The organism is Myxococcus sp. NMCA1, from assembly GCF_026810205.1.
Taxonomy (GTDB): domain Bacteria; phylum Myxococcota; class Myxococcia; order Myxococcales; family Myxococcaceae; genus Myxococcus; species Myxococcus xanthus_A.
In genome coordinates, this window is record NZ_CP113950.1 from 4,245,617 (window position 1) to 4,270,911 (window position 25,295).

General features: G+C 68.3%; 21 protein-coding genes. 16 read left to right on the forward strand and 5 right to left on the reverse strand.

Going from position 1 to position 25,295, the window contains the following annotated elements; translation table 11 throughout:
* Positions 1-17: 17 nt before the first annotated feature.
* Together ubiE and aroF are read right to left on the reverse strand one after the other, a co-directional pair.
* Complete coding sequence (ubiE, locus tag OZ403_RS18270; protein WP_140854820.1) at positions 18-707, reverse strand: bifunctional demethylmenaquinone methyltransferase/2-methoxy-6-polyprenyl-1,4-benzoquinol methylase UbiE; 690 nt, start codon at positions 705-707, stop codon at positions 18-20.
* Entirely contained in the window at positions 704-1,603 is a 900-nt protein-coding gene (aroF, locus tag OZ403_RS18275; protein ID WP_228559141.1) for a 3-deoxy-7-phosphoheptulonate synthase, read from the reverse strand. Before aroF ends, ubiE begins: the two co-directional genes overlap by 4 nt.
* A gap of 116 nt (positions 1,604-1,719) precedes the next feature.
* Here aroF and OZ403_RS18280 point away from each other — a divergent pair, with 116 nt between their 5' ends.
* Genes OZ403_RS18280 through menE form a run of 6 tightly spaced genes read left to right on the forward strand, consistent with a single transcriptional unit; the run spans position 1,720 to position 9,229 of the window.
* Positions 1,720-3,030 carry an isochorismate synthase gene (locus OZ403_RS18280; protein WP_140791529.1) on the forward strand — a complete coding sequence of 437 codons (1,311 nt, stop codon included), beginning with the start codon at positions 1,720-1,722 and terminating at the stop codon, positions 3,028-3,030.
* The gene (menD, locus tag OZ403_RS18285) at positions 3,014-4,783 is read left to right on the forward strand and encodes a 2-succinyl-5-enolpyruvyl-6-hydroxy-3-cyclohexene-1-carboxylic-acid synthase (RefSeq protein WP_140875122.1); all 1,770 of its coding nucleotides are present in this window, start codon (positions 3,014-3,016) and stop codon (positions 4,781-4,783) included. The genes OZ403_RS18280 and menD overlap by 17 nt, the downstream gene beginning before the upstream one ends.
* On the forward strand, positions 4,774-5,631 hold the full coding sequence (gene menH / locus OZ403_RS18290; RefSeq protein ID WP_140791533.1) for a 2-succinyl-6-hydroxy-2,4-cyclohexadiene-1-carboxylate synthase: 858 nt from the start codon (positions 4,774-4,776) through the stop codon (positions 5,629-5,631). The genes menD and menH overlap by 10 nt, the downstream gene beginning before the upstream one ends.
* Positions 5,628-6,551, forward strand: a complete 924-nt coding sequence (locus tag OZ403_RS18295; RefSeq protein ID WP_140791535.1) for a 1,4-dihydroxy-2-naphthoate polyprenyltransferase — start codon at positions 5,628-5,630, stop codon at positions 6,549-6,551. Before menH ends, OZ403_RS18295 begins: the two co-directional genes overlap by 4 nt.
* A gap of 9 nt (positions 6,552-6,560) precedes the next feature.
* A complete protein-coding gene (gene menC, locus OZ403_RS18300; protein WP_140875128.1) occupies positions 6,561-7,721 on the forward strand; it encodes an o-succinylbenzoate synthase in 1,161 nt (386 codons plus the stop codon).
* A 59-nt stretch (positions 7,722-7,780) separates the two neighbouring features.
* Positions 7,781-9,229, forward strand: coding sequence for an o-succinylbenzoate--CoA ligase (menE, locus tag OZ403_RS18305; RefSeq protein WP_268784709.1), 1,449 nt, complete (start codon positions 7,781-7,783; stop codon positions 9,227-9,229).
* 28 nt (positions 9,230-9,257) lie between these two features.
* On the opposite strand, the gene OZ403_RS18310 is transcribed toward menE, so the two are convergent.
* On the reverse strand, positions 9,258-9,470 hold the full coding sequence (locus OZ403_RS18310) for a hypothetical protein (RefSeq protein WP_090491451.1): 213 nt from the start codon (positions 9,468-9,470) through the stop codon (positions 9,258-9,260).
* Between the two features lie 492 nt (positions 9,471-9,962).
* Between OZ403_RS18310 and OZ403_RS18315 the strand changes: the two genes are divergently transcribed.
* Positions 9,963-11,588: a bifunctional 3-(3-hydroxy-phenyl)propionate/3-hydroxycinnamic acid hydroxylase gene (locus OZ403_RS18315; RefSeq protein WP_268784710.1), complete on the forward strand. Its 1,626-nt coding sequence runs from the start codon at positions 9,963-9,965 to the stop codon at positions 11,586-11,588.
* A 75-nt stretch (positions 11,589-11,663) separates the two neighbouring features.
* On the opposite strand, the gene OZ403_RS18320 is transcribed toward OZ403_RS18315, so the two are convergent.
* Both OZ403_RS18320 and OZ403_RS18325 read right to left on the reverse strand, forming a co-directional pair.
* Positions 11,664-12,410: a hypothetical protein gene (locus OZ403_RS18320; protein WP_237078365.1), complete on the reverse strand. Its 747-nt coding sequence runs from the start codon at positions 12,408-12,410 to the stop codon at positions 11,664-11,666.
* A gap of 5 nt (positions 12,411-12,415) precedes the next feature.
* Positions 12,416-14,566, reverse strand: coding sequence for a hypothetical protein (locus OZ403_RS18325; protein WP_237078366.1), 2,151 nt, complete (start codon positions 14,564-14,566; stop codon positions 12,416-12,418).
* A 408-nt stretch (positions 14,567-14,974) separates the two neighbouring features.
* Between OZ403_RS18325 and OZ403_RS18330 the strand changes: the two genes are divergently transcribed.
* From OZ403_RS18330 to rlmN, 9 genes are all read left to right on the forward strand, one after another.
* A complete protein-coding gene (locus OZ403_RS18330) occupies positions 14,975-15,526 on the forward strand; it encodes an ATP-binding protein (RefSeq protein ID WP_268784711.1) in 552 nt (183 codons plus the stop codon).
* A gap of 278 nt (positions 15,527-15,804) precedes the next feature.
* Entirely contained in the window at positions 15,805-17,103 is a 1,299-nt protein-coding gene (icd, locus tag OZ403_RS18335; RefSeq protein WP_140791549.1) for an NADP-dependent isocitrate dehydrogenase, read from the forward strand.
* Positions 17,104-17,136: 33 nt separating this feature from the next.
* Entirely contained in the window at positions 17,137-18,081 is a 945-nt protein-coding gene (gene mdh, locus OZ403_RS18340; protein ID WP_140791551.1) for a malate dehydrogenase, read from the forward strand.
* Positions 18,082-18,303: 222 nt separating this feature from the next.
* Positions 18,304-20,181, forward strand: a complete 1,878-nt coding sequence (gene sdhA / locus OZ403_RS18345) for a succinate dehydrogenase flavoprotein subunit (protein ID WP_140878366.1) — start codon at positions 18,304-18,306, stop codon at positions 20,179-20,181.
* A gap of 44 nt (positions 20,182-20,225) precedes the next feature.
* A complete protein-coding gene (gene sdhB, locus OZ403_RS18350) occupies positions 20,226-21,035 on the forward strand; it encodes a succinate dehydrogenase iron-sulfur subunit (protein WP_140791553.1) in 810 nt (269 codons plus the stop codon).
* A gap of 286 nt (positions 21,036-21,321) precedes the next feature.
* Positions 21,322-22,482: an ADP-forming succinate--CoA ligase subunit beta gene (gene sucC, locus OZ403_RS18355; protein ID WP_140791555.1), complete on the forward strand. Its 1,161-nt coding sequence runs from the start codon at positions 21,322-21,324 to the stop codon at positions 22,480-22,482.
* A gap of 29 nt (positions 22,483-22,511) precedes the next feature.
* On the forward strand, positions 22,512-23,411 hold the full coding sequence (sucD, locus tag OZ403_RS18360) for a succinate--CoA ligase subunit alpha (RefSeq protein WP_140791556.1): 900 nt from the start codon (positions 22,512-22,514) through the stop codon (positions 23,409-23,411).
* A gap of 33 nt (positions 23,412-23,444) precedes the next feature.
* Positions 23,445-23,882 (forward strand): nucleoside-diphosphate kinase, encoded by a 438-nt coding sequence (gene ndk / locus OZ403_RS18365; RefSeq protein WP_140791557.1) that lies wholly within the window; start codon positions 23,445-23,447, stop codon positions 23,880-23,882.
* A 197-nt stretch (positions 23,883-24,079) separates the two neighbouring features.
* Positions 24,080-25,216, forward strand: coding sequence for a 23S rRNA (adenine(2503)-C(2))-methyltransferase RlmN (gene rlmN / locus OZ403_RS18370; RefSeq protein ID WP_268784712.1), 1,137 nt, complete (start codon positions 24,080-24,082; stop codon positions 25,214-25,216).
* Positions 25,217-25,295: the final 79 nt, after the last annotated feature.

Below are 25,295 nucleotides of genomic sequence, written 5' to 3' on the forward strand. Positions count from 1 at the left end.
CGAGGTGCCGCCGCTCCTCAGCGGACGGTGCCGACATAGACGTAGGCGGTGCCGAACGTGAGCGCATGCGCGGACTTTGCCGCGTAGGCCCCGGACTGGTCCATCAGCTCCAGGAACTTGTCACCGGCCGGGAAGGAGGCGGATGTCTTGGGCAAATATTGGTACGCGGCGCGGTTGCCCGTCAGCAGCCCACCGATGGTGGGCATCACCGTCTTGCTGTAGAAGCGGAACAATGCCCCGAAGGCGCCCGTGGGCTGGCCGAACTCCAGCACCACCACGTGACCACCGGGGCGGACCACTCGCGCCATCTCCTTCAGGCACTTCACCGGGTCATCCACGTTGCGGATGCCGAAGGAGATGGAGGCCACGTCGAAGCTGTCGGCCGCGAAGGGCAGGTCCATCGCGTCGGCCACCTGAAAGTCCACCTGGAGGCCCGCCTTCTCCGCCTTGGCGGGGGCGCTCTCCAGCATCTCCGGGCAGAAGTCCGTGCCCACGACACGGCCGGAGACGCCCACCTTGCGCTTGAAGGCCAGGGCCAGGTCGCCAGTGCCCGAAGCGCAGTCGAGGACGCGGTCTCCATCCTTCGCGGTGCTGAGCCGGACGGCCGTCCGGCGCCACAGCCGGTGGATGCCGAACGAGAGGACCTCATTCGTCACGTCGTACTTCGTGGCGATGGAAGAGAACATCTCACGGACTTCAGTAGTCATCGTGCCCTCACGACCTGGGCCGGGCTTTCCGGCCGCCAAAGGTGTCGGTCCACCGCGTCTAGCACGGCTGGCAGCCGTCGCATCAACGTCTCGAAGCGTTCGGGCGTCAGGGCCTGGTGCCCATCGCACATGGCCAGCTCGGGCTTCGGGTGGACTTCAATCAACAATCCATCCGCCCCCGCGGCCGCGGCCGCCAGCGACATGGGGAGGATGAGCGCCGGGTCGCCCGTCGCATGGGACGGGTCGACGATGACGGGCAGGTGGGAGCGCTGCTTCGCCCAGGCCACCGCCGCCAGGTCCAGCGTGTTGCGCAGCTCCGTCTCGAAGGTGCGGATGCCGCGCTCGCACAGCATCACCTGTTCGTTGCCACCGTCGAGGATGTACTCGGCGGCCAGCAGCCATTCCTGCAACGTGGCCGACAGGCCTCGTTTGAGCAGCACGGGCTTGCGCACCTTCCCCAGCGCCCGAAGCAGCGAGTAGTTCTGCATGTTGCGCGCACCCACCTGGAGGATGTCCGTGGACTCCTCCATGAGGGGAATCTGCGCCGACTCCATCACCTCGCTGATGATGGGCATGCCGTGGCGGCGCCCGGCCTCCGCCAGGACGTGCAGGCCCGGCTCGCCCATGCCCTGAAATGCGTAGGGACTGGTGCGAGGCTTGAATACGCCACCGCGCAGGACATGGGCACCCGCGGCGGCCACCACCGAGGCGGCGTGCTGCACCTGCTCCGCGCCTTCCACCGCGCAGGGGCCAGCCATGACGACGAACCCGGGGCCTCCGATTTCCACGGGGCCCACTCGCACGCGAGTGCCTTCGGGCCGCTCCACGCGAAGCACCCGCAGCGCGCCCGGGGCCCGTCCGGACCCGGCTGGTTCGTCTGGCCGCTTGCCTCCCACGGACCCTCCCATTCATGGAGTTCAAGAGGTTTTGAACTCCTTGGTGCATGTATAGCCGAGATGGCTTAGAAGACAACCGAAGGTGATTGCGACGCAATCGCCGATGAGGAACGCTGATGAAGACGCACAATCCCGTTGAGAGCCAGCGCTGGGTGGCCGGAATGACGCCCCTCGCGGTGGTGGATCCGCTCGCGGGTGCGGACGTATTGGGCGTTCCGACCGTCTATTGGGAGCGTCCGCTGGCGCAGGACGCGGCGGCGGGGTGGGGTGAGGCGGCGGTGGTGGAGGCGCAGGACGCCTCCGACATTCCTGGCGTGCTGGCCTCGCTGGGCCGCGCGCAGGTGCGCTGGCTGGGCGAAGCCCCGGAGTCGATGCCGGGCCCCTGGTTTGGCGGCATCCGTTTCGGTGACTCGGGCACGGTGGACACGGCGTGGGCGTCGCACGGTGTGACGCGCTGGACGCTGCCCGAGGTGCTGGTGTTCCGCACGGCGCGCGGCGTGTGCCTGGTGGCTTTCGCGCAGGAAGGCCGCGGGGGTGAGGACCTGGTGCGCTCGCGGCTGGAGCGCGTCCGTGCCTGCTTCCCGGAGGCGTACCGGCATGCGCGCGGCGAGCCCGTGGCGTTGGAGTTGCGCGCGTCGCGGCCGGACTTCGAGGCGCGGGTGCAGCGCGCGCTGGACGCGATTGCGTCCGGGCACCTCCAGAAGGTGGTGCTGGCGCGCCCGCTGGATGCGGAAGGGCCCGCGCCCTTTGATGTGGTGGACGTGCTGGCGCGGCTGCGTGAGCAGAATCCCCGCTGCGCCACCTTCCTGTTCCGCGCGCCGGACGACACGTGTTTCCTGGGCGCGACGCCGGAGACGCTGTGCCGGGTGGACGGTCAGGTGCTGGAGACGGAGGCCCTGGCGGGCACGGCCGCGCCCGGCCATGCGGACGGGCTGCGGGGCCATGACAAGAACGTGCGCGAGCACGCGTCCGTGGTGCGCTACCTCGTCACCGCGTTGACGCCGCTGGCGGAGCAGGTGTCGTCGGACGCGGAGCCCGCGCTGCTGGCCTTGAAGAACGTCGTGCACCTGCGGACGGGGTTTCGCGCCGAGCTGCGGCCGGGGGTGACGCCGGCGCAGGTGGTGGAGGCGCTGCATCCCACGCCGGCCGTGGGTGGTACGCCCCGTGAGCGCGCACTGTCGTTCCTGGTGGAGCACGAAGGCCTGGACCGTGGGTGGTACGCGGGGCCGGTGGGCTGGGTGGGGCCTGGGCGGGCGCACCTGATGGTGGCGCTGCGCTCGGCGCGCGTGAAGGGCGCGAAGGCCCGGCTGTTCGTCGGCGTGGGGCTGGTGGCTGGCTCCAACGCGGACTCGGAGTGGCGGGAGACGGAGATGAAGAGCCTGGCCATGTTGCGGGCCTTGGGAGGCGGGGATGTCGTCCGACGCTAACCTCAACGTGCTGTGGGCGCGCGCGTTGCTGGAAGAGCTCGTGCGCGGTGGGGTTCGTCACGCGGTGGTGTGCCCGGGTTCCCGGTCATCGCCCCTGGCCCTGGCCTGCGCCGGGACGGAGGGGCTGCGCACGTGGTCCGTCATCGACGAGCGCAGCGCGGGCTTCTTCGCCCTGGGGCTCGCGAAGCAGTCGCGCGCGCCGGTCGTGCTGGTGGCGACCAGCGGCACCGCGGGCGCGCACTTCTACCCGGCGGTCATCGAGGCCGCGCTGTCTCACGTGCCCCTGGTGGTGCTGACGGCGGATCGGCCCCTGGAGCTTCAGGGTTGGGGCGCGCCGCAGACCGTGCCACAGGCGCGCTTCTTCGGAGAGCACGCGCGCTTCTACGCGGACCTCGGTCAGCCCGAGGCGCATGACGCGGCGTTGATCCACATGCGTGCCACCGTTGCCCGCGCGGTCGTCAGCGCGTGGCGCACGCCGCGGGGCGCCGTGCAGCTCAACGTCCCGTTCCGCGAGCCGCTGGCCCCCATCGCCGAGCCCTTCGCCGAGGCGTCGCTGAGCGCGCTGGCGAAGTCGGGACGCGCCGGTGCGCCGCTGACGCGCATCGTCCCGCCCGAGCCGGTGCCGGACGCGGCCACCCTAGACGAGGTCCGCCGTAAGATTGCCGCGACCCCTCGCGGCGTCATCGTGTGTGGCCCGCGCGATGAAACGGATGGATTCGCGGCGGCCATCAGCGCGCTGTCGCAGGCCACGGGCTACCCCGTGCTGGCCGAGTCCACCTCGCAGGCCCGTTATGGCGGCGGCCCGCTCACGCTGTCCTATTACGACGCGATGTTGCGGCACGCGCCGTTCGCGAAGGCGCACCGTCCGGAGCTCGTGTTGCGCTTCGGGGGTGGGCTCACGCCGAAGGTGCCTCAGCAGTGGCTGGACGGCTCGGGCGCGGACATCGTCCTCTTCAGCGACGGGGGCGGGCTGTTCGACCCGGCGCACCGCGCATCCACGGTGGTGGAGGGCTCGGCGGTGGCGGCCTGTGAGGCCCTGACGCGAGGGCTCGCGCGTGGCGCGGGTCCATGGGCGCGAGGCTTCCTGGCCGCGGAGCAGCGGGTGCGCACGGCGCTGGAGTCCGCGTTCGCGGAGCAGCCCGACATTCTCTCCGAGCCGCGTATCGCTCGCGAGGTGGTAGCGGCGCTTCCGGCGGGCGCGCCGCTCTTCGTGTCCAGCAGCATGCCCATCCGCGACCTGGACGCCTTCGCTCCGGCAGGCACGGTGCCGCTGCGGGTGCTGGCCAACCGGGGGGCCAACGGAATCGACGGCATCGTCTCCAGCGCGCTCGGCATGGCAGCGGCGGCGGGACGTCCCGCGGTGCTGCTCACGGGGGACCTGGCGTTGCTGCATGACGTGGGAGCCTTCGTCACCGCGTCGCGCACGCGAGTGCCGCTCACGGTGGTGGCGGTGAACAACGATGGCGGCGGCATCTTCTCGTTCCTCCCCATCGCCCAGGTCGCGCCTCGGGACACGTTCGAGACGCTCTTCGGCACGCCGCACGGTGTGGACCTGTCCCACGCGGCGGCGCTGGGCGGCGCCCGGTTCCACCGGCCGGAGACGCCCGTTGCGCTCAGGTCGGCCGTGCGCGAGGGCCTGGAGGGCGGACTCCACCTGGTGGAAGTGCGCGTGGACCGCAACGCGAATGTGGATGAGCACCGGCGGCTGTTCGCTCGAATGGCGGCCTCACTGGGAGAAGGACCATGGGCGTGAAGCTGGCTTACGAGACGTGGGGTGAGGGCTCCCGTCCGCTCGTGTTGCTGCATGGCTTCACCGGCAGCCGCAGGGCCTTCGACGGGCTGCGTCCGCTCCTGGGCCGCGACGTGCGCGCGGTGGCGGTGGACCTTCCCGGCCATGGGGCCACGCCGCTGCCGGACCAGCGGGGGCGTGAGGCCTTCGTGGAAACGGTGGACGCGCTCGTCGCGCTGGTGGACTCGCTGGGCCAGGGGCCCGTGGATCTGCTGGGCTATTCGCAGGGGGCACGCGTGGCGCTTGCGGCGGCCGTGCGCGCGCCGGACCGCTTCGGCCGGCTCATCATGGAGAGTGGTTCGCCCGGGCTGCACCGGCGCCAGGAGCGCGCGGCCCGGCGTGAAGCGGACGGACAGCTGGCGGCCTTCATTCGTTCGCGAGGCGTGGACGCCTTCGTGGACCGCTGGGAGCAGCTGCCGCTGTTCGACGGCCTGCGCCAGCTTCCGCAGGAGCGCAAGGACGCGCTGTGCTCACAGCGCCGCGCCTGCACGGCGGAGGGTCTCGCTGGTGCGCTGGAGTGCCTGGGCCTGGGCGTCCAGCCGGATTTCTGGCCCGCGCTGCACGCCCAGCGGCTGCCCACGCTCCTGCTGACGGGCGCGGCGGATTCGAAGTTCACCCAGATTGCCCGCCGCATGGCCACGGAGCTGCCGGTGGTCTGGCGCCACGCTTTCGAAGGCTGTGGCCACGCGCCGCACCTGGAAGCGCCGGAGGCCTATGCCCGTGAAGTCCTCGGGTTCCTCCAGACGCCCTGGTACGAGGCCCCGCAGTTCGACAGCCCCATGACCGTGAGCGAGGGAAGGGTGACGTCGTGAGCACGTCGGTTCCGGCGCCGGGCCCGCTGTCGGTGAAGCCCCGTCCCGGGGTGAAGCACTGGGTGATGGCGGCGCGTCCCAAGACGCTGACGGCGGCGCTGGTGCCGGTGTTGGTGGGCACGGGGCTCGCGTTCGGCTCGGGCGTGGGGCGCCTGCTGCCCGCGCTGGCGGCGCTGCTGGGCGCGGTGCTCATCCAGATTGGCACCAACTTCATCAACGACTACTACGACTTCAAGAAGGGCGCCGACACGCACGAACGGCTGGGCCCTCAGCGCGTGACGCAGAGTGGCCTCATCGCGCCGGGCACCGTGCTGGCGGGCGCGGGTGTGTGCTTCGCGCTGGCCACGGCGGTGGGCCTGTACCTGGTGGCGGTGGGGGGCTGGCCCATCATCGCCATCGGCCTGGCGTCGCTGCTGTGCGGCTACGCGTACACGGGCGGTCCCTTCCCCCTGGGCTACAACGGCCTAGGAGACGTGTTCGTCTTCATCTTCTTCGGCCTGGTGGCGGTGACGGGGACCTACTACGTGCAGGCGGGGACGGTGGACCCCGCGGCGTGGTGGGCGGCGGTTCCCGTGGGGGCCAGCGGCACGATGCTCATCGTCGTCAACAACCTGCGCGACGTGACGACGGACGTGAAGGCTGGCAAGCGCACCCTGGCGGTCCGCTTCGGCACGGGCGTGGGGAAGGCGGAGTACATCCTGCTGCTGGTGCTGTCGTACGCCACGCCCTTCGCGATGTACGCGCTGAAGCTGGCCAGCCCCTGGGTGTTCCTGTCCCTGCTGAGCCTGCCCCTGGCGGTTCCCCCGCTGCAGCGGGTGCTGAGGCAGGAGGGCGCGGCGCTGAATCCGGCCCTGGGGTCCACGGCCAGACTGCAGCTCGTGTTTGGAGTGCTGTTCGCGTTGGGCCTCTACCTGCGATGATGTGAGTCCATGCGGATTGCCCAGGTTTCGCTCATTCCCCTCCGGTTGGAGCTGCGCCAGCCCCTGAAGACGTCTCAAGGGGCGCACGCGGTACGAGAAGGCTTCCTCGTTCGCGTCCTCGACGAGGAGGGGCGCGAAGGTCTGGGCGAAGCGATGCCGTTGCCGGCGTTCGGCACCGAGTCGCTCGAAGATTGTGGCGTGACGCTGAACGCCTGGCTGTCCGAGCTGAAGGGCCAGTTCCTGGGCGACTCGGTCCGGGCCATCGAGGACACGTTGTCGCCGTTCCCCCCTGCCGTGGCGCGAGGCGACGGCGTGCGCATCCGGGCACGTCAGGTGACGCCAGTGGGCCCCATGCCGGCCGCGGAACACGCGCTGGAGCTGGCGCTGCTGGACCTGCTCGCGCAACGCCAGGGTGTGCCGCTGTGCTGGCTGCTGGCGGAGGAGTCGCGGACGGAAGTGGCGGTGAACGCGCTGCTGGGCGCCGACACCCCCGAGGCCCTGGCGGAAGAGGCCCGGCAGGCCGTGGCCGAGGGCTTCGGTACGTTGAAGCTGAAAGTCGCCGGCCGGTCGCTGGACGCCGACGAGGCGCGAGTGAAGGCCGTGCGCGACGCGGTAGGGCCGGACGTGAAGCTGCGGCTGGATGCGAACGGCGGCTGGTCCGAGCCCGACGCGAAGCGCGCCCTGGACCGGCTGGGCTGGTACGGCCTGGAGTTGGTGGAGCAGCCCACGCCGCCGGAGGACCTCGCGGCACTCTGGCGCGTTCAGCGCCGCGCCCCCTGCACGGTGGCGGCGGACGAGTCCCTGGCTTCTCCCGATGCGCTGCGGGCTCTGCTGACGGTGGACCCGTTGCTGGGCGGTGGACCGGCGGTGGGCGCGGTGGTGCTGAAGCCCATGGTGCTGGGCGGACTGTTGCCGTGCCTCGTGGTCGCGATGCGCGCGGCGCGGCTCGGAATGCAGGCCTATGTCACCAGCTCCATTGATGGCGTGGTGGCTCGGGCTGGCGCGGCACATCTCGCGGCGGCACTGCCATCCGGAGCGCTGGCCTCCGGGCTCGCGGTGGGGCGCTTGCTGGCGAAGGAGCCGGAAGGTCATCCGTACCATCCGCAGCGAGGCGTCATTCGCCTGTCGAGCACCCCGGGGCTCGGACTGAACTCCCAGTCACTGGTGTGATGGCTCGACGCACGGGAGCCCAGGGATTGGCCTCCGTTAATGAAGCCCAAGGTGACGGAATGTCGGTCCTGCTGTGTCCCATTCGAGTAGGCGCTCGTCATCAGCCCGAGGCGGAGGCCCTGACGTTCGCGGGCCGCTCCTGGTCCTACGAAGCGCTGGATGCGGAAGTCTCCCGATGGGTGGCCGCACTCGAAGCGGAGGGCGTCGGAGCTTCGGACCGGGTGGCGTCGCTCGCGACGAACCACGTCGCCTCCGTGTGCCTCTTCTGGGCGCTGGGCCGGCTGGGCGCGGTGTTGGCGCCGCTCAATGCCCGGCTCACGTCCGCGGAGTTGGCGCCCATGGTGGAGGACATCCAGCCCCGTTTGAAGCTGGCGCTGGGCACCCTGGTGGAGAGGCTCCCTGGAGCCCGGCCACTCGAGTCCTTCGCGGAGGCTGTCTCCACGGGGTCTTCGACGTGCCAGCCCCTGGAAGGGACGTCGCCCCGGGTCGTGCTCTTCACCAGCGGGACAACGGGCCGGCCCAAGGGAGCGGTCCTCACAGAAGGCAACTTCCGGGCGTCTTCACGGGCGTCCGCGGCCAACCTGGGGGCGCATCCAGCCCCGCGTTGGCTGGGCACATTGCCGCTCTTCCACGTGGGGGGCATCGCCATGCTCACTCGCACTGCCTACGAGGGAGGCTGCCTCGTCCTGCACGAACGCTTCGACGCCGATGCGGCCAACGGGGCCATCGACGGGGAGGGCGTGTCCCACGCGAGCCTCGTGGCCACGACGCTGGAGCGAGTGCTGGACGCTCGAGGGGACCGGCGCATGCCGGACTCCTTCGCATTGGCGCTGATAGGCGGAGGTCCGGTGCCGGTGCCCCTCCTCGCACGAGCGAGGGCCGCGGGCCTGCGAGCCCTTCAGACGTACGGCCTGACGGAGGCCTGCTCACAAGTAACGACCGAGCGCCCCGACAAAGCGGACGGCCGCACCGCCGGCGTCCCGTTGCCGGGTGTCGAGGTGCGCATCGTCGGCGTGGGGGGCGAAGTCCTCGGCGCAGGGGTGGAGGGCGACATCGAGGTACGCGCGCCCACGGTGATGGCCGGGTACTGGCAGCGCCCGGAGGCCACCCATGAGGCGGTTCGGGGCGGCTGGCTGCGCACGAAGGACGTCGGTGTGTTGGATGCTCGAGGGCGGCTCACCGTGCTGTCACGCCGCACGGACCTCATCGTCCGAGGTGGGGAGAACATCTACCCGGCGGAGGTGGAAGCGGTGCTCGTCAATCACCTCGCGGTGCAGGAAGCCGCCGTGGTGGGCTTCCCGGACGACCGCTGGGGCGAAGTGCCCGTGGCCTTCATCGCCCCGCGCCCGGGGCAGTCGCAACCCGGGGAAGAGGCACTGGCGGCGTGGTGCCGTCAGTCCCTGGCGGGCTTCAAGACGCCCGCGCGATTCGTCTGGGTGGACGCGCTGCCTCGCAACGCCATGGGGAAGGTGGAGCGCACCGTCCTGAGACGGCACGCCCTCCGCTGACCCACGGGGGTGGGGCGGGCGCCCTGTCTCAGCACTCCGAGATCGGGTGGCCCCAGGGGTTGGTCCGCGGGAACTGCCGCAGGACGGTGCTCAGCCGGCAGGTGGCCGACACGGTGGTGGCAGCCGCGGACCGACGGGAGGCCTGCGGGCCCCGGTGCTCGAAGGTACCCAGTCGGGCCGCCTGCATCGCCAGTTGCTTTTCGACCTCCGGGGACCAACGGGAGAACTCAAGCCATTCCATGTGCGTGCTCCTTCGCGCCGCAGTGTTCGGGCACATCCGACCTCTTCAAGTCGCGAAAATCACGACGCCGCGCGTTGAAGCCGGCGACCAGTGGCGATTTCCCGACAAGGGTCGCCGTCTCAACCCGGGGACGTGGTCGCCATCTTTCAAAAGCCACTCCGGGATGTCGTGTTCCCGCGCGGCCGCCTGCCCTCCGAGGAGGGGCCTGCATTTCCTGCGCGGACCTGGGACACGTGGACATTCTTGCGCCGTCCGCGTCGTGCCCTCGTCGTGATTGCTGATACGGCTGCAACCTTTCACTCCCAAGGTCAAAACTCAAACATGCAAGGATTTCCACACCCAACGTTGAAGAGTTGAAGAGACAACGCAGGGGGAGGGTGGGGAATGACGCCGGCTTCCGAGTGAAAACAGGACATTCCAGGTCGTGGCTGATTTTGATATCGAAATGACTCAAAGGCAGCTCAGCACACGTACTCGCAACGGGAGGGAGAGATGGCTCCGGAGTCCGTTGATGTCATCATCGTGGGTAGTGGTCCGGTGGGAGCGATGGCGGCGAATCTCCTGGGACAGCAGGGGATTCGGACGCTGGTGGTGGAGCGTGAAGTCACGCCTCATGGCCAGTCCCGCGCCATCAGCGTGGATGACGAGGGCCAGCGCATCTTCCAGTCCGCGGGGCTGGTGGGCGACCTGGGCGCGGGCTTCTATCCGTGCAAGCGGCTGCAATACCTGAATGACTCGCTGCGCTCGCTGGCGGAGGTGGACTTCACCCGGTTGGACCGGCCGTTCGGCTACGTGCCCGCGGCCTTCTTCCAGCAGCCGCGCATGGAGGCGGTGCTTCGTCAGGGACTGAAGCGCTTTCCGCATGTGGACCTGTGGCTGGGCTACGAGGTGGAGTCCTTCGTCCAGGATGAAGACGGAGTCACCGCTCGCGTGAAGGAGGTCGCGGGGGAGCGCGCCGTCAATGTGCGCGCGCGCTTCCTGCTCGCGTGCGACGGCTCGCACAGCTCCATCCGCCGGCGGCTGGGCCTGAAGCTCGTGGGGACGACGGCGCTGGAGCACTCGCTGGCCATCACCGTGAAGGCGTCCTCACCCGAGCCCGACTTCACCAGCTACCTGTGCGGTCCCGTGCGCCGGGGGTTCATCGCCCGCACCGCGCCGAACGAGATTCGCTTCGACATCATCCTGGAGCCGGATGCGGACCTGAAGGCGGCGCGCTCGCCCGAAAACGTGCGGCGGCTGATTGGCTACTACCTGGACCCGGATTCGGTGGAGCTGGAGTCCGTCAAGATCTTCTCGTACCACAGCCGCATGTCCGAGCAGTGGCGGGTAGGCCGCGTGTTCCTCCTGGGCGACGCGGCGCACCTGATGCCGCCGTTCCTGGGGCAGGGGCTCTGCGCGGGCCTCCGGGACGCGGCGAACCTGACCTGGAAGCTCGGGCTGGTGCTCGCGGGCGCGGCGGATGCGTCGCTGCTCGACACCTACGAGGAAGAGCGGCGTGGCCACGTGTCGGAGGTGATTCGCGGCTCGGACGCCATGGGCCGGGTGATGATGTCGGGCGGGCGGGTGATGGCTCGCGTCCGCAACGCGCTCATCCAGGTGATGTACCGGCTGCCGGTGACGGGCGACTTCATCCGCGACTACAAGGTGAAGCCGCAGATGCCGCTGCGCCGGGGCTTCATGCACGGCGCCCAACGCGAGAAGGGGGACGTGCCGGAAGGCTCCTACTTCCCGCAGCCACGCGTGGAGCGGCCCGACGGGGAGACGGCGCTGCTGGATGACTGCCTGGGCGAGGGTTTCGTGGTGCTGACGCGTCCAGGCGCCTCTCAGGAGGCCCAGCGCGAGGCACTGGCCCTGGCGGACGAACTCGGGGCACGCTGGTGGCAGGTGGCCGCGGCGGACCGCGCGGGAAGTGGCGGGCCGGACACGCTGGTGGACCTGGACGGCCGGCTGGGTGCCTGGTTCGCGCAGTACGCGGCCGACCTCGTGGTGCTCCGGCCGGACCGCTACGTGTTCGGCGTCGCAGGGGGTGGCAAGCGGGGCCACCTCCTGGGCTCGCTCAAGGGCCGCGTCCGCCCTCACTCGCGTCCGAAAGGCGCGGAGGTCCGGCGGGCGGGCTGAAACGCGGGGGAACGGAAAACAACAGGCGCCCGGGCCGGGGCGCCACACGACCGCGAAGTGGGGCCGCGGGGAGGCTCAGGCCGCGGCGGCGGACTGGACCAGCTTCCCGGCGCGCTCCACGCAGTCGCCCATGAAGCGCAGGTAGATGTCGAGCGCGCTGGCGCCCGTCTTGGCGATGATGGGCGCCTTGTCCGGCACCTGCGACAGGAGCTTGTTGAGCATCACCTCGTTGAGCGCGGTGTGACCCACGTCAATCTCCGTGTGCTCCTTGAGGAAGGACATGCCCTGGAGGATTTCCTCGCCACAGACGCGCTTGGCCTGCTCGAGAATCACGGGGCCGAGCACCGTCGACAGGCCCTCGATTTCGTACTCGATGGCCACCTGCGCGGCGGGCATCTCACCGGTGATGGTGTTCTCGTGAATCTCCCGGTACTCCTTCATCGCCTCCGTGGGCGGCTGGGCGATGAGCTCCTCGGCGTTCAGCTTGGGGCTGCGGCGCTCGTTCCACCGGGCCACCAGGTGCTTGGTGTCCTCGACCATCATCAGATGGTGGCCTGCCTCGTGCTTGGCGTGGGCGATGAGCTTCTGGCCCACGTCGTCCAGGCCCACCTTCACGGTGGCCTCACCGGCGCGGCGAATCCACCCGTCCACTGGCTCCGTCATGTAGACGCCCAGCGAGTTCCAGGTGATGAGGAAGGCCTCGAAGAGCGCGGGGTCCGCCTTGTCGTCCAGCAGCACCTTCAGCCGGGGGTCCGTCTTGATGCGCTCACGGGTGGCAGTCAGGTTCGGCGTGTACAGCTCCTCCACGAGTTGCTTGCTCATATTCATTACCCCTGGCGAGTGTTGGGAGCGCTTCGGCGCCCGATGGAGACTTCACTGATGTGTTCGAGATAGTCGGGGATCAGCTTCGCGGAGATGATCCACATGTACGGGTCCGGACCTGCGTGAATCCCGGCGTCCTGTACGTACTGCCCACCGTCGTCCTCACAGAGGTAGTGGAACGAACGGCGGTGGCGGGCGGCGTACCAACGGCGTGCCGCGTCCACCAAGGCGACGTAGGTGGACGGCCCCGCGTCGCTCAGGGGGAACAGCCGTGCCATGTCGAGCAGGCTGTAGAGATTGGTGCCCGGCTGGCCCAGCTCCAGGACGGCGGCGCCCACGGCCACGCCATTGCGGCGCGCGATGAGGATTTCGCGCTCGCGCTCCAGGCCAAAGGTGTTCCACTGGCCCTGCACCGCGCGCATGTCGATGCGGTCGCGCGTGAAGTCGAGCGCCTCCACGTAGCAGGACGGGCGCGAATGGGCGATGTGGTCCGTCAGCAGCGTCAGCTCGGCGGAGGTGGCGGGGCTGATGGTGATGCCCTCGTGCAGCCGGCCCGTCTGCTCGTGCGTGTAGACGTCCATCATGTGGACCTTGCGCGTGAAGGCCAGCTCCGGGTTCGCCGCCATGTGCCGCTCGCCGTAGCGGACGTGCGCGCGCGCGATCCAGGGGTTGAGGCCTTCCACGTAGGCCACGGCCCAGCGGAAGTCGGAGTCGCTCTGCGGGTGCTCGAAGCAGCGCACGTACAGGTCGTGCATGATGCGGCCCGGCTCCAGCCCCTTGAGGGCGGGCTTGCCCGGGCGCTTCGCCACCTGGTGTCCCATCCAGGTGTGCCGGTACGACTTCATGATGGACAGCGTCGCCTCGGGGCCGCGCTCGGACGGCCAGACGGCCTGGCAGAAGAGCTGCGGAACTTCCGCGGCGCGCTTGGCCATGTGGCTGAAGGCTTGCTTCAGCGCGTCGAATTCCTGAGAGGACTTGTTCGCCAGGCTGAAGAAACCAGACAGCGTGAAGACATCCCAGAGCCCCTCTTCCTGCACATCACTGGTGCAAGTGTTGGGATTGGTCGTCTGGGAGACGAAGCGCACCCAGCGCGCCTCGTCGGAAGAGTAGGGCGACACGCTCAGGCCACACAGCACGGTGCCGTCAGCGCGCGCGCTGGTGACGTAGCGGATTTCACCGCGCAGGCTGATGGACTGGCCGTCCGGCGTGTGGAGCTCGAGCAGGGGCGGCAGCAGGCCCGGGAACAGCAGGTCCTCCGGGCGGCAGCGGATGCACATGCCGGAGAAGGACAGGTCCAACACCGCGCGCTCCATCTCCCCCTGCTCGCGCCACAGCGGGTGGTGGAAGGTGACGCGCACGCCCTCGGGCGCGGGCGTGCGGCGGTGCCAGCGGTGACGGATGCGGAAGAGGACGTCGGGCAGCGGCGACGTGAAGCGCTGGCCTTCCGGCGTTCCCGCCTCCAGGCGCATGCGGTACGCGCTGTTGTGGCCGATGACGTCGATGTCGTAGGGCGCCTCGCCCCAGTCGCTCATCGGGTCCTCGGCGTGCCACTCCAACTGCTCCGTCTCCGCGTTGTAGCGCTCCAACACCAGGCGGACGGTGCGGCCCATGCGGCGCAGCACACCCTTGTTGCCCGCGGTGCTGATGGCCAGGAGGATGGCGCGGATGCGCTCGGCCTCGTCGATGGTGTCCTGCACCGGAAGGGCAGACGCGGCCGGCTCCGCGACGCCACGCTTCAGCGCGTCCGCCAGCAGCGCCAGGATTTGACGGCCCTGCTCCAGGGAGACGTTCACCAACTGCAGCCCCACCGGGGACACGGCCGTCTCCGCGTCCGTGCGGATGAAGGCGCCCCGGATGGGGCCCAGCGTCACGCCACAGCCAGACAGATAGACGGGCAGGCCGCGCGCGTCGGAGGTATCCACCTCACCCTTGGGCATCACCCACACCACGGTGGGGCTCAGCCGCGTCACCACGCCAATGGCGCCATCCGGCGTGCCCACGGAGCAGGTGATGGCATCCGAGCCCGTCCCGTGCAGGGAGTAGCCCGAATCATCCAGCGCGGCCTCGGCGGGCGGCAGCGGAATCACGTTGAACAGCGCGTCACGACTGCGGAACTCGACCGACCGACGGTCGGAGAGCGGGTTTCCCCCTTCCATGATCAGGCGCCCCCTTCTCCGGTGCTGAGGAACCCCTGATGCAGTCGTCGAAATTGCAAGCACGGTTGTTCCTCCCTGCTCCAGCGGTGCTGCGTTAGGCGGCGAATCGCTATAGGTCCGTATCATACGGATTTCCGAGGAACAGTCAAATCGGATTTGTGCAGTCAGGCTGTTTTCTGGCTGGCGGAATGGACGTCCGTGGGTCGTAGGTGACAGCAGCCCACTTCCAAGTCTTACGAAGCGATTCGCCGCGACGGCACACTCATACGGCCAAGATGCTGCGCGGCTGTAATGTCATAAGTCTGGCAGGCTGTGCGTACTTTCTCGTAGTGAAATGGCGTTCGTCAGACCGGCTCGTTAGAGTTCCCTCAGTACAGCGAGCGGGAGGTGTGAGGGATGAGTGCTGTCGTGAACGCTGTGGGAGGGACGCAGGCTTCGGAGCAACTCCAAGCGCCTGTTCACGGCCGCGCCACGGGCCTGATGCCGGTGGACTCGCCAGACGTACTCCGAGTGGATGTCGCGGAGGTCGTTGGCGGTGCGGTGGAGCTCCTCTCAGTCACGCGCCGCTTGCGAGGAGTACAGGTTTCCCTGGAGCTTCCTGAGGATCCGGTCCCCGCTAATGTTAGTCACCGGCGGCTGCAGCAGGTGCTGTTGCTGTTGCTGGCGCACGCGGCGGATGCATCGAACGGGCAGGGCGTTCGCGTGATGGTGGATTCCGCTGATGACTTCGGGGACCTGCCGCCCCGCTTCCAGGTCCAGGTCGCGGGGGCGTCGCTGTCCTCGCGGGAACTCCAGGCTGTCTTCCTGTCGCCCATGTTGGTGGGGCCGCTGCACCGCAAGCTGGCCCGGGCCCGGGAGCTGACGGAGTCCATGGGGGGCACCTTGGAGGTGGCCAGCAGCGCGGCCTCCGGCATCACCGTGACGGTGGAGCTGCCCGCGCCGGGGATGTCCAGCTGGTAGTCCGTGCGGGCCGCCGTGCCCGCCGCTGAGCCACTCATTGAAGAGGAAGAGGAGGGCAGGCCACCAGTGCCTGGCCCTCCTTTTTCGTTGAGCCGCCGGGGATGCCGGCCGCGTCGTTTCGTGCACTCGCGGGTGCCGGCCGTTATTCCGCGCCCGGCCGTTGGCTCCGATAAGTCGTTCCGCGTGAGCCCGTGGCCAAACTCCTTGACGTCTCGGGGCGGGTTCTCGACTATCCCGCGCCGATTCTTACACGGTCACACCTTCTCAGGAGCACATCCATGGCGCCCCCGTCATCCGGAGAAAAGATCTCCCTGCAGAGCGGCAAGCTGTCCGTCCCGGACAACCCGATCATCCCCTTCATCGAGGGCGACGGCACCGGCCGCGATATCTGGCGTGCGTCCCAGGCGGTGTTCGACGCCGCGGTGGAGAAGGCCTACAAGGGCAAGAAGAAGATCGCCTGGTACGAAGTCCTGGCCGGCGAGAAGTCCTTCAAGGCGGTCAACAGCTGGCTGCCCGACGAGACGGTCGAGGCGTTCCGCACCTATCTGGTGGGCATCAAGGGCCCCCTGACGACGCCGGTGGGCGGCGGCATCCGGTCGCTGAACGTGGCCCTGCGGCAGATGCTGGACCTGTACGTCTGCCTGCGCCCCGTGCGCTACTTCAAGGGCGTGCCCAGCCCGGTGAAGACGCCGGACAAGGTCGACATGACCATCTTCCGTGAGAACACGGAAGACATCTACGCGGGCATCGAGTTCGAGGCCGGCACGGCCGCCGCGGAGAAGTTCCTGGGCATCCTGAAGCAGGAGTTCCCGAAGGAGTTCGGGAAGATCCGCTTCCCGTCCGACGTGGGCCTGGGCGTCAAGCCGGTGTCCCACGAGGGCAGCGACCGGCTGATCCGCGCCGCCATCCAGTACGCCGTGGACCACAAGCGCAAGAGCGTCACGCTGGTCCACAAGGGCAACATCATGAAGTTCACCGAGGGCGCCTTCCGCAAGTGGGGCTACGAGCTGGCCGCCCGGGAGTTCGGTGACAAGGTCTACACCTGGGACCAGTGGGAGGCCACCAAGGCCGCCAAGGGCGAGGACGCCGCCAACGCGGAGCAGAAGGCCGCGCTGGCCGCCGGGAAGATCCTGATCAAGGACTCCATCGCGGACATCACCCTGCAGCAGGTCCTCACCCGTCCGGACGAGTTCGACGTCATCGCCACGCTGAACCTCAACGGCGACTACCTGTCGGACGCGCTGGCCGCGCAGGTGGGCGGCATCGGCATCGCGCCGGGCGGCAACATCAACTACGTCACGGGCCACGCGGTGTTCGAGGCCACGCACGGCACGGCGCCCAAGTACGCGGATCAGGACAAGGTGAACCCGGGCTCGGTCATCCTCTCCGGTGAGATGATGTTCCGGCACCTGGGCTGGCACGAGGCGGCCGACCTGATGATCCAGGGCATGGACCGCGCCATCGCCAGCAAGACGGTCACCTACGACTTCGCCCGCCTGATGAAGCAGGAAGGGCAGAGCGGCGTGTCCGAGGTCAAGTGCTCCGAGTTCGGGCAGGCCATCATCAAGAACATGTAGTCCCCCCTCTGGGGACCAAGGAGAGGCGAATCCATGGCTCAGAATGGCAAGAAGAAGATCGGCCTCATCGGTGGCGGTCAGATCGGTGGCAACCTGGCGCTGCTCGCCGTGCAGAAGTCGCTCGGTGACGTGGTGCTGTACGACATCCCGGCGGCCGAGGGTCTGGTCAAGGGCAAGGCGCTGGACATCAACCAGCTGGCCGCGGTCGACGGTTACGACTGCCGCGTGAAGGGCACCACGGACTGGAAGGACGTGGCCGGCTCGGACGTGATCATCATCACGGCCGGCATGCCCCGCAAGCCGGGCATGTCCCGCGAGGATCTGCTCGAGATCAACCTGAAGATCATGACGGACGTGGCGGGCAACATCAAGCAGCACGCCCCCAACGCCTTCGTCATCAACGTGGCCAACCCGCTGGACGCGATGGTGTTCGCGCTCCACAAGATCGCCGGTCTGCCCAAGCACATGGTCGCGGGCATGGCGGGCGTGCTGGACACCAGCCGCTTCAAGTGCTTCGTCGCCGAGGCGCTCGGCTGCTCCATCCGCGACGTGGAGGCCCTGGTGCTGGGCGGCCACGGCGACGACATGGTCCCGCTCGTCCGCCACAGCACGGTGGGCGGCGTGCCCCTGACGGAGCTGATCGCCAAGGACAAGCTGGACGCCATCATCAAGCGCACCCGTGAGGGCGGCGCGGAGCTGGTGGGCCTGTACAAGACGGGCAGCGCCTACTTCGGCCCCGCGGCGTCCGCCATCGCCATGGCGGAGAGCTTCCTGCAGGACCGCAAGCGCGTGCTGCCGGCCGCCGCCCTGCTGGAGGGCCAGTACGGCATCAACGGCTACTTCTTCGGCGTCCCCGTGCAGATCGGCGCGGGCGGCGTGGAGAAGATCCACACCGTCGAGCTGAACGACAGTGAGAAGGCCGAGCTGGAGAAGTCCTTCCAGTCGGTCAAGAAGACGGTCGACTCCGTCAAGCTGTAGTCGCTGGACAGTCACGTGCGGCCCGCTGGGGAAACCCGGCGGGCCCTGTGCCTGATGCTGTGGATGACGCGGGCTAATTGCCCCGGACGCCATCATTGCAGCGCGTTTTCACCAAGTTAACTAGCCTGTAGAACTCGCACGGGACGTCTGGGCCCTGGCGCGCCACCTGGCGGGCCGGCTCAACCGAGCAGTGTCCGGCGTCCGGCAGTCAAGGAGACGATGATGGCAGCAGCAGCGCGGTTCACGGTGGTGGGCGGCGGTCTCGCCGGGCTGATGACGACGATCAAGCTCGCTGAGGCGGGCCACCAGGTGGATGTGCTCTCGCTCGTCCCGGTGAAGCGTTCCCACTCCGTTTGTGCCCAGGGTGGCATCAACGGCGCGGTGAACACCAAGGGCGAAGGTGACCACCCGGACATCCACGTGAAGGACACGCTGCGGGGCGGCGACTTCCTCGCGGAGCAGGTCTCCGTGAAGGGCATGTGTCACGCGGCGCCCGGCATCATCTACCTGTTGGACCGTATGGGCGTGACGTTCAACCGCACGCCGGAAGGTCTGCTGGACTTCCGCCGCTTCGGCGGCACGCTTCACCACCGCACGGCATTCGCCGGCGCCACCACCGGCCAGCAGCTGCTGTACGCGCTGGACGAGCAGGTCCGCCGCTACGAGGCCGAGGGCAAGGTCACCAAGTACGAGTACTGGGAGTGGCTCGGCACGGTGAAGGACGACAGCGGGCGCTGCATTGGCAGCGTGGCCGTCGACCTGCGCACCATGGAGATCCGCACCTTCCCGGCCGAGGCCGTCTGCCTGGCCACGGGTGGTCCGGGCATTGTCTTCGGACGCTCCACCAACTCCATCATCAACACCGGCACCGCCGCAGGCCGCGCCTACATGGAGGGTGCGCACTACGCCAACGGTGAGTTCATCCAGGTGCACCCGACGTCGATTCCGGGCGAGGACAAGCTCCGCCTGATGAGCGAGTCGGTGCGTGGCGAGGGCGGCCGCGTCTGGGTGCCCCGCAAGAAGGGCGACACGCGGGCGCCTCAGCAGATCCCGGAGGCGGAGCGCTGGTACTTCCTGGAGGAGAAGTACCCCAAGTACAAGAACCTGGTGCCGCGCGACGTGGCCACCCGCGAGATCTTCATGGTCTGCCGCGAGCTGGGCATGGGCATCAACGGCCGGGACGGCGTGTACCTGGACGTCACGCACATCCCCGCGGCGGTGCTCGACGCCAAGATCAAGGGCGTCATGGAGATCTACGAGAAGTTCGTCGGTGACGACCCGCGCAAGGTGCCCATGGTCATCTTCCCGGGCATGCACTACTCCATGGGCGGCCTGTACGTGAACTTCGAGGCCGACTCGAAGACGCTGACGCCGGCCGAGGGCAGCCCCAAGAACCAGTCCACCACCATCCCCGGCCTCTACGCCGCGGGCGAGGCGGACTACGCCTTCCACGGCGCGAACCGCCTGGGCGCCAACTCGCTGCTGTCGTGCATCTACTCCGGCATGATCGGCGGCCCGGCCATGGCGTCCTTCGCCAAGAGTCAGGGCACCAGCGCCGCGGCGATGCCGGAGAAGCACTTCCAGGCCGCCAGGCAGTACTGGCAGGACCGCTTCGCCACCATGATCAAGATGAGTGGCACGGAGAACCCGTACGGGCTCGCCAAGGAGCTGGGCGAGACCATGACGGAGAACTGCACCGTCGTGCGCTACAACGACCGTCTGAAGAAGACGATCGAGAAGATCCGCGAGCTCAAGGAGCGCTGGAAGAACGTCAACGTGCTGGACACGGGCAACGTGGCCAACCGCGCGCTGTCGTACACCAACCAGCTGTGGAACATGTTCGAGCTGGGCGAGGTCATCGCGACCAGCGCGCTGCTCCGCGACGAGAGCCGTGGCGCCCACTACAAGCCGGACTTCTCGCTGCCCGAACCGAAGACGAAGGACCCGACGCAGGACCCGGAGTGGATGAGCCTGTGGCGTGCGCGCCACGAGAAGTGGGCGAAGACGACCGTCGCGACGTACAGCGAGGCCGGCCCGAAGATCCACTACGAGGACATCCCCACGCCCGTGCTGGACCCCGAGCCGCGCTGGTACGCCTGAGACGGGAACCACTCAACCGATTTGGAAGTGAAGGGTCGAGCCACATGGACAATGCACAAGCATCCGCTGTCACCACCAAGACCATCACCTTCCGCATCTGGCGGCAGGATGATCCCGCGAAGCCAGGCCACTTCGATGAGTTCAAGGTTCCCTATGTGAAGGGCGCCAACGTCATCTCGTGCCTGATGGAGATCCAGCGCAACCCCGTCACCGTGGAGGGCAAGAAGGTGGCCCCGGTGATCTGGGACGCCGCATGTCTGGAGGAGATTTGCGGCAGCTGCGCCATGAACATCAACGGCCGCGTGCGCATGGCCTGCTCGGCGCTGATCGACAAGCTGGAGCAGCCGATCACGCTGGAGCCCATGAGCAAGTTCCCCGTGGTGCGTGACCTCACGGTGAACCGCGACCGCATGTTCGACGCGCTCAAGCGCATCAAGGGCTGGGTGCCCATCGACGGGACGCACAACCTGGGGCCGGGTCAGCGCCAGTCGCCCGTGGACCAGTCGGTGATGTACGTGCTGTCCACGTGCATCACCTGCGGAAGCTGCCTGGAGGCGTGCCCCCAGGTGACGCAGGAGAACGACTTCGTGGGCGCGGCGGCCATCAGCCAGGCCCGCCTGTTCAACATGAACCCCACGGGCAAGATGAACTCCGAGGAGCGCGTGCGCTCGCTCATGGGGCCCGGCGGCGTGCAGGACTGCGGCAAGGCGCAGAACTGCGTGAAGGTCTGCCCGAAGGAGATTCCGCTCGTCACGTCCATCGCGGTGATGAACCGCGAGGTGACCAAGCTCACCATCAAGGACATCTTCTTCCAGGACGAAGCCCCCAAGGCCCACGGCAGCGGTCCGGGGTAGGGCGCTCGCCCGCGGCTTCTAGGCTTTCTCTGGCTTCAAGCGGCCCCGGGCCGGCGTCCAACTGCGACGCCGGGCGGGGCCGCCGCCGTCTGGGTGTCCGTGGCTCGTTCCGTAGTGAAGGAAGCCTCATCTTCGCGGACATCCCTGGTTATCTGCCATGCACCCTGTCGGACGGTGCAGGTGTACCGGGGTCAAACGGTCTTGCACTCCGTCGTTTTCTGCGCAATGAGGGCCCGGCGCTGACGCCTCTATTCAGGCTGTCTCCCTCGTCTCCACCGGAGCCTCGATGAAGATCCACGAGTACCAGGGCAAGGAAATCTTCCGGAAGTACGGCGTGCCCACGCCGAAGGGCATCCTCGCTCTTTCCGCCAACGAAGCGGAGGCCGCCGCGAAGGAACTCGGCACTTCCGTGGTCGTCGTGAAGGCCCAGATCCACGCGGGTGGCCGCGGCAAGGGCGGCGGCGTGAAGCTGGCCAAGAGCCCCGCGGAAGCCAAGGAGCTGGCCAAGCAGATGCTTGGCATGAAGCTCAAGACCATCCAGACCGGGCCGGAAGGCCAGACGGTCCACAAGGTCTACATCGAAGAAGGTCTCGCCATTGGCCAGGAGCTGTACCTGGGCGTGACGCTGGACCGCGCCACCAGCCGCATCACCTTCATGGCCTCCCGCGAGGGCGGCGTGGAGATTGAGGAAGTGGCGGAGAAGCACCCGGAGAAGATCCTCCGCGAGTCGGTGGACCCGGCCGTGGGCTTCCAGGACTTCCAGGGCCGCAAGCTGGCCTTCGGGCTGGGCCTGTCGGGCCCCACGGTGAACAAGTTCGCCCAGTTCTGCTCGGCGCTGTACCGGATGTTCATCGACACGGACGCCTCGCTCGTGGAGATCAACCCGCTGGTCATCCTGAAGGATGGCGGCGTGGTGGCGCTCGACGCGAAGGTGACCTTCGACGAGAACGCGCTCTACCGGCACAAGGACCTGCTGGAGTACCGCGACCTGGCCGAAGAGGAGCCCCGTGAGATCCAGGCCAAGGAGTGGGACCTGGCCTACATCGCGCTGGATGGCAACATCGGCTGCATGGTGAACGGCGCGGGCCTGGCCATGGCCACCATGGACACCATCAAGCTGGTGGGCGGCAGCCCGGCCAACTTCCTGGACGTGGGCGGCGGCGCCAACAAGGAGAAGGTCACCGCGGCCTTCAAGCTCATCCTGGCGGACCCGGCCGTGAAGGCGGTGCTGGTCAACATCTTCGGCGGCATCATGAAGTGCGACGTCATCGCCGAGGGCATCATCGCCGCGGCGAAGGAGGTCCAGCTCAAGGTTCCGCTCGTGGTGCGGCTGGAAGGCACCAACGTGGAGAAGGGCAAGGAGCTGCTGAGCAACTCCGGCCTCGCCATCACCCCGGCGGACAACCTGCGTCAGGCGGCGGAGAAGGCCGTCGCCGCGGTGAAGTAATCCCGCGCACTCTTTCCTGAAAGAACGCCATGGCCATCCTCGTCAACGAAAACACGAAGGTCCTCTGCCAGGGCATCACCGGCTCGGCGGGTTCGTTCCACGCGAAGCAGATGCTCGAGTACGGCACGAAGCTCGTCGCCGGTGTGACTCCGGGCAAGGGCGGCACCACGTTCGAGGGCAAGGTCCCCGTGTTCAACACGGTGGCCGAGGCAGTGAAGGCGACGGGCGCGAACACGTCCGTGGTCTTCGTGCCGCCCCCCTTCGCCGCTGACTCCATCATGGAGGCCGCTGACGCGGGCGTGTCCCTCATCATCACCATCACCGAGGGCATCCCCGTCAACGACATGGTGCGCGCCAAGCGCTACCTGCAGGGCAAGCCGGGCGTCCGGCTGGTGGGCCCCAACTGTCCGGGCGTCATCACCCCCGGCGCGCTGTGCAAGATCGGCATCATGCCGGGCCACATCCACAAGCCGGGCCGCATCGGCGTGGTGTCCCGCTCCGGCACGCTGACCTACGAGGCCGTGCACCAGCTCACCCAGTTGGGCCTGGGCCAGTCCACCGCCGTGGGCATCGGCGGTGACCCGGTCAACGGCACGGACTTCGTGGACGTGCTGAAGCTCTTCAACGCGGACCCGGACACCGACGCCGTCATCATGATTGGCGAAATCGGCGGTGACGCCGAGGAGCAGGGCGCCGAGTACGTCGCGCGCGAGTTCACCAAGCCCATCGCCGGGTTCATCGCGGGCCAGTCCGCGCCCCCGGGCAAGCGCATGGGCCACGCCGGCGCCATCATCTCCGGCGGCAAGGGCACTGCGACCGAGAAGATCAAGGCCATGGAGGCCGCGGGCATCCTGATGGCCGCCAGCCCCGCCGAGCTGGGCACCACCCTTCAGGAGGCCCTCAAGCGGGGCGCTCCGAAGAAGCGCTAAACCCCAACGAAAACACGAGAAGGAGCCAGTCACATGGCGATTGAGCGTACGCTGTCCATCATCAAGCCGGACGGCCTGGAGAAGGGCGTCATCGGGAAGATCATCAGCCGCTTCGAGGAGAAGGGGCTGAAGCCGGTCGCCATCCGCCTGCAGCAGCTGTCCCAGGCTCAGGCCGAGGGCTTCTACGCGGTCCACAAGGCCCGGCCCTTCTTCAAGGACCTGGTGCAGTTCATGATCTCCGGCCCGGTGGTCCTGATGGTGCTGGAAGGTGAGAACGCGGTCCTGGGCAACCGGGACATCATGGGCGCCACCAACCCCGCGCAGGCGGCCGAGGGCACCATCCGCAAGGACTTCGCCACCAGCATCGACAAGAACACGGTGCACGGCTCCGACAGCCTGGAGAACGCGAAGATCGAGATCGCGTACTTCTTCCGGGAGACGGAGATCCACGCCTACCCGTACCAGAAGTAGCCGGCCGGCCCCCTGGCGGGGCCGCTGTCCCTGGCCCGGTGTCCGCGCTTCAGAAGGCGCGGGCCCGGGCCGCTGTTCTTTCAGGAGACGAACCGGGTAGTGTCCACGAGGCGGGCAGGGGAGCATGGGCTCCTTTGACTTGCCGTGCCCAGGTGTGGGAAGGGACGCCCCTGGGCCCACCGTTAAGCGCAACGACGATGTCAGAGACCTCCGCCACCTCCCTGCCAGTCACCGAGCCGCTGCCGGCTCCCGCGCCCGCCAAGCTGGTGGACGTCGCCAGTCTGTCGTTGGAGGCGCTGTCGCGCTTCGTCACCGAGGAGCTGGGTGAGCGCGCCTTCCGTGCCCCGCAGCTCTACCGCTGGCTGCACCAGCGCGGCGCCACCTCGTTCGACGAGATGACGGACCTCTCCAAGGTCCTTCGCGAGAAGCTCAAGGCGCGGGCGGAGATCATCCCCCTGGTGAAGGACTGCGAGCTGCGCAGTATCGACGGCACCATCAAGTACCGGTGGAAGACGCGGGACGGGCGCTTCATCGAATCCGTCTACATGCCCACCGAGGACCGCCGGACGTTGTGCGTGTCCACGCAGGTGGGCTGCGCCATGGCCTGCGGCTTCTGCATGACGGGCACCATGGGGCTCAAGCGCAACCTGACCCCCAGCGAGATTGTGGCCCAGGTCCACGCGGTGAACCGCGAGGTCCGCAAGAACGAGGGCCACGAGACGCTGCGCCCGCTCTCCAACCTGGTGTTCATGGGGATGGGGGAGCCGCTGCACAACTTCGAGAACCTCAAGACGGCGCTCTCCATCCTCCAGTCCGAGGACGGGCCGAACTTCAGTCACCGGCACATCACTGTCTCCACCGTGGGGCTGGTGCCGATGATTGAGCGCTTCGGCAAGGAGACGGACGTCAAGCTGGCCATCTCCCTCAACGCCAGCACCGACGAGCAGCGCAGCAAGACGATGCCCGTCAACCGCAAGTGGAACATCGCGGCCCTGTTGGACGCCTGCCGGAAGTTCCCGCTGCGTCAGGGCCGCCGCATCACCTTCGAGTACGTCCTCATCAAGGGCTTCAACGACGCGGACGAGGACGCGCACCGGCTCATCGAGCTGCTCAAGGGCATCCCGGTGAAGGTGAACTTGATCCCCTACAACGAGAATCCCGGTTTGGGGTTCCACACCACTGGCGAGGAGCGGGCGGAGGAATTCCGCGCGATCCTCGCGGACGGCCATGTCGCCGCCTACATCCGCAGGAACCGGGGCCGGGACATCGCCGGCGCCTGCGGGCAGCTCGCCAATCGCGGCGAGACACAAGCCGGGGCCGACAGTACGACATAAGGTCCCGAGCTTCCTTGACAATCCAGCGGGAGCGGCGTTAAGAGCGCCACCCCTTTCCTAAGACGTTTCCTGTTCGTTG

Coding starts and splice junctions, on each gene's coding strand:
- ubiE (WP_140854820.1), bottom strand. CDS start 707: ATGACTACTGAAGTCCGTGAGATGTTCTCTTCCATCGCCACGAAGTAC.
- OZ403_RS18280 (WP_140791529.1), top strand. CDS start 1,720: ATGAAGACGCACAATCCCGTTGAGAGCCAGCGCTGGGTGGCCGGAATG.
- menD (WP_140875122.1), top strand. CDS start 3,014: ATGTCGTCCGACGCTAACCTCAACGTGCTGTGGGCGCGCGCGTTGCTG.
- menH (WP_140791533.1), top strand. CDS start 4,774: ATGGGCGTGAAGCTGGCTTACGAGACGTGGGGTGAGGGCTCCCGTCCG.
- menC (WP_140875128.1), top strand. CDS start 6,561: ATGCGGATTGCCCAGGTTTCGCTCATTCCCCTCCGGTTGGAGCTGCGC.
- menE (WP_268784709.1), top strand. CDS start 7,781: ATGTCGGTCCTGCTGTGTCCCATTCGAGTAGGCGCTCGTCATCAGCCC.
- OZ403_RS18310 (WP_090491451.1), bottom strand. CDS start 9,470: ATGGAATGGCTTGAGTTCTCCCGTTGGTCCCCGGAGGTCGAAAAGCAA.
- OZ403_RS18315 (WP_268784710.1), top strand. CDS start 9,963: ATGGCTCCGGAGTCCGTTGATGTCATCATCGTGGGTAGTGGTCCGGTG.
- OZ403_RS18320 (WP_237078365.1), bottom strand. CDS start 12,410: ATGAGCAAGCAACTCGTGGAGGAGCTGTACACGCCGAACCTGACTGCC.
- OZ403_RS18325 (WP_237078366.1), bottom strand. CDS start 14,566: ATGGAAGGGGGAAACCCGCTCTCCGACCGTCGGTCGGTCGAGTTCCGC.
- icd (WP_140791549.1), top strand. CDS start 15,805: ATGGCGCCCCCGTCATCCGGAGAAAAGATCTCCCTGCAGAGCGGCAAG.
- mdh (WP_140791551.1), top strand. CDS start 17,137: ATGGCTCAGAATGGCAAGAAGAAGATCGGCCTCATCGGTGGCGGTCAG.
- sdhA (WP_140878366.1), top strand. CDS start 18,304: ATGGCAGCAGCAGCGCGGTTCACGGTGGTGGGCGGCGGTCTCGCCGGG.
- sdhB (WP_140791553.1), top strand. CDS start 20,226: ATGGACAATGCACAAGCATCCGCTGTCACCACCAAGACCATCACCTTC.
- sucC (WP_140791555.1), top strand. CDS start 21,322: ATGAAGATCCACGAGTACCAGGGCAAGGAAATCTTCCGGAAGTACGGC.
- sucD (WP_140791556.1), top strand. CDS start 22,512: ATGGCCATCCTCGTCAACGAAAACACGAAGGTCCTCTGCCAGGGCATC.
- ndk (WP_140791557.1), top strand. CDS start 23,445: ATGGCGATTGAGCGTACGCTGTCCATCATCAAGCCGGACGGCCTGGAG.
- rlmN (WP_268784712.1), top strand. CDS start 24,080: ATGTCAGAGACCTCCGCCACCTCCCTGCCAGTCACCGAGCCGCTGCCG.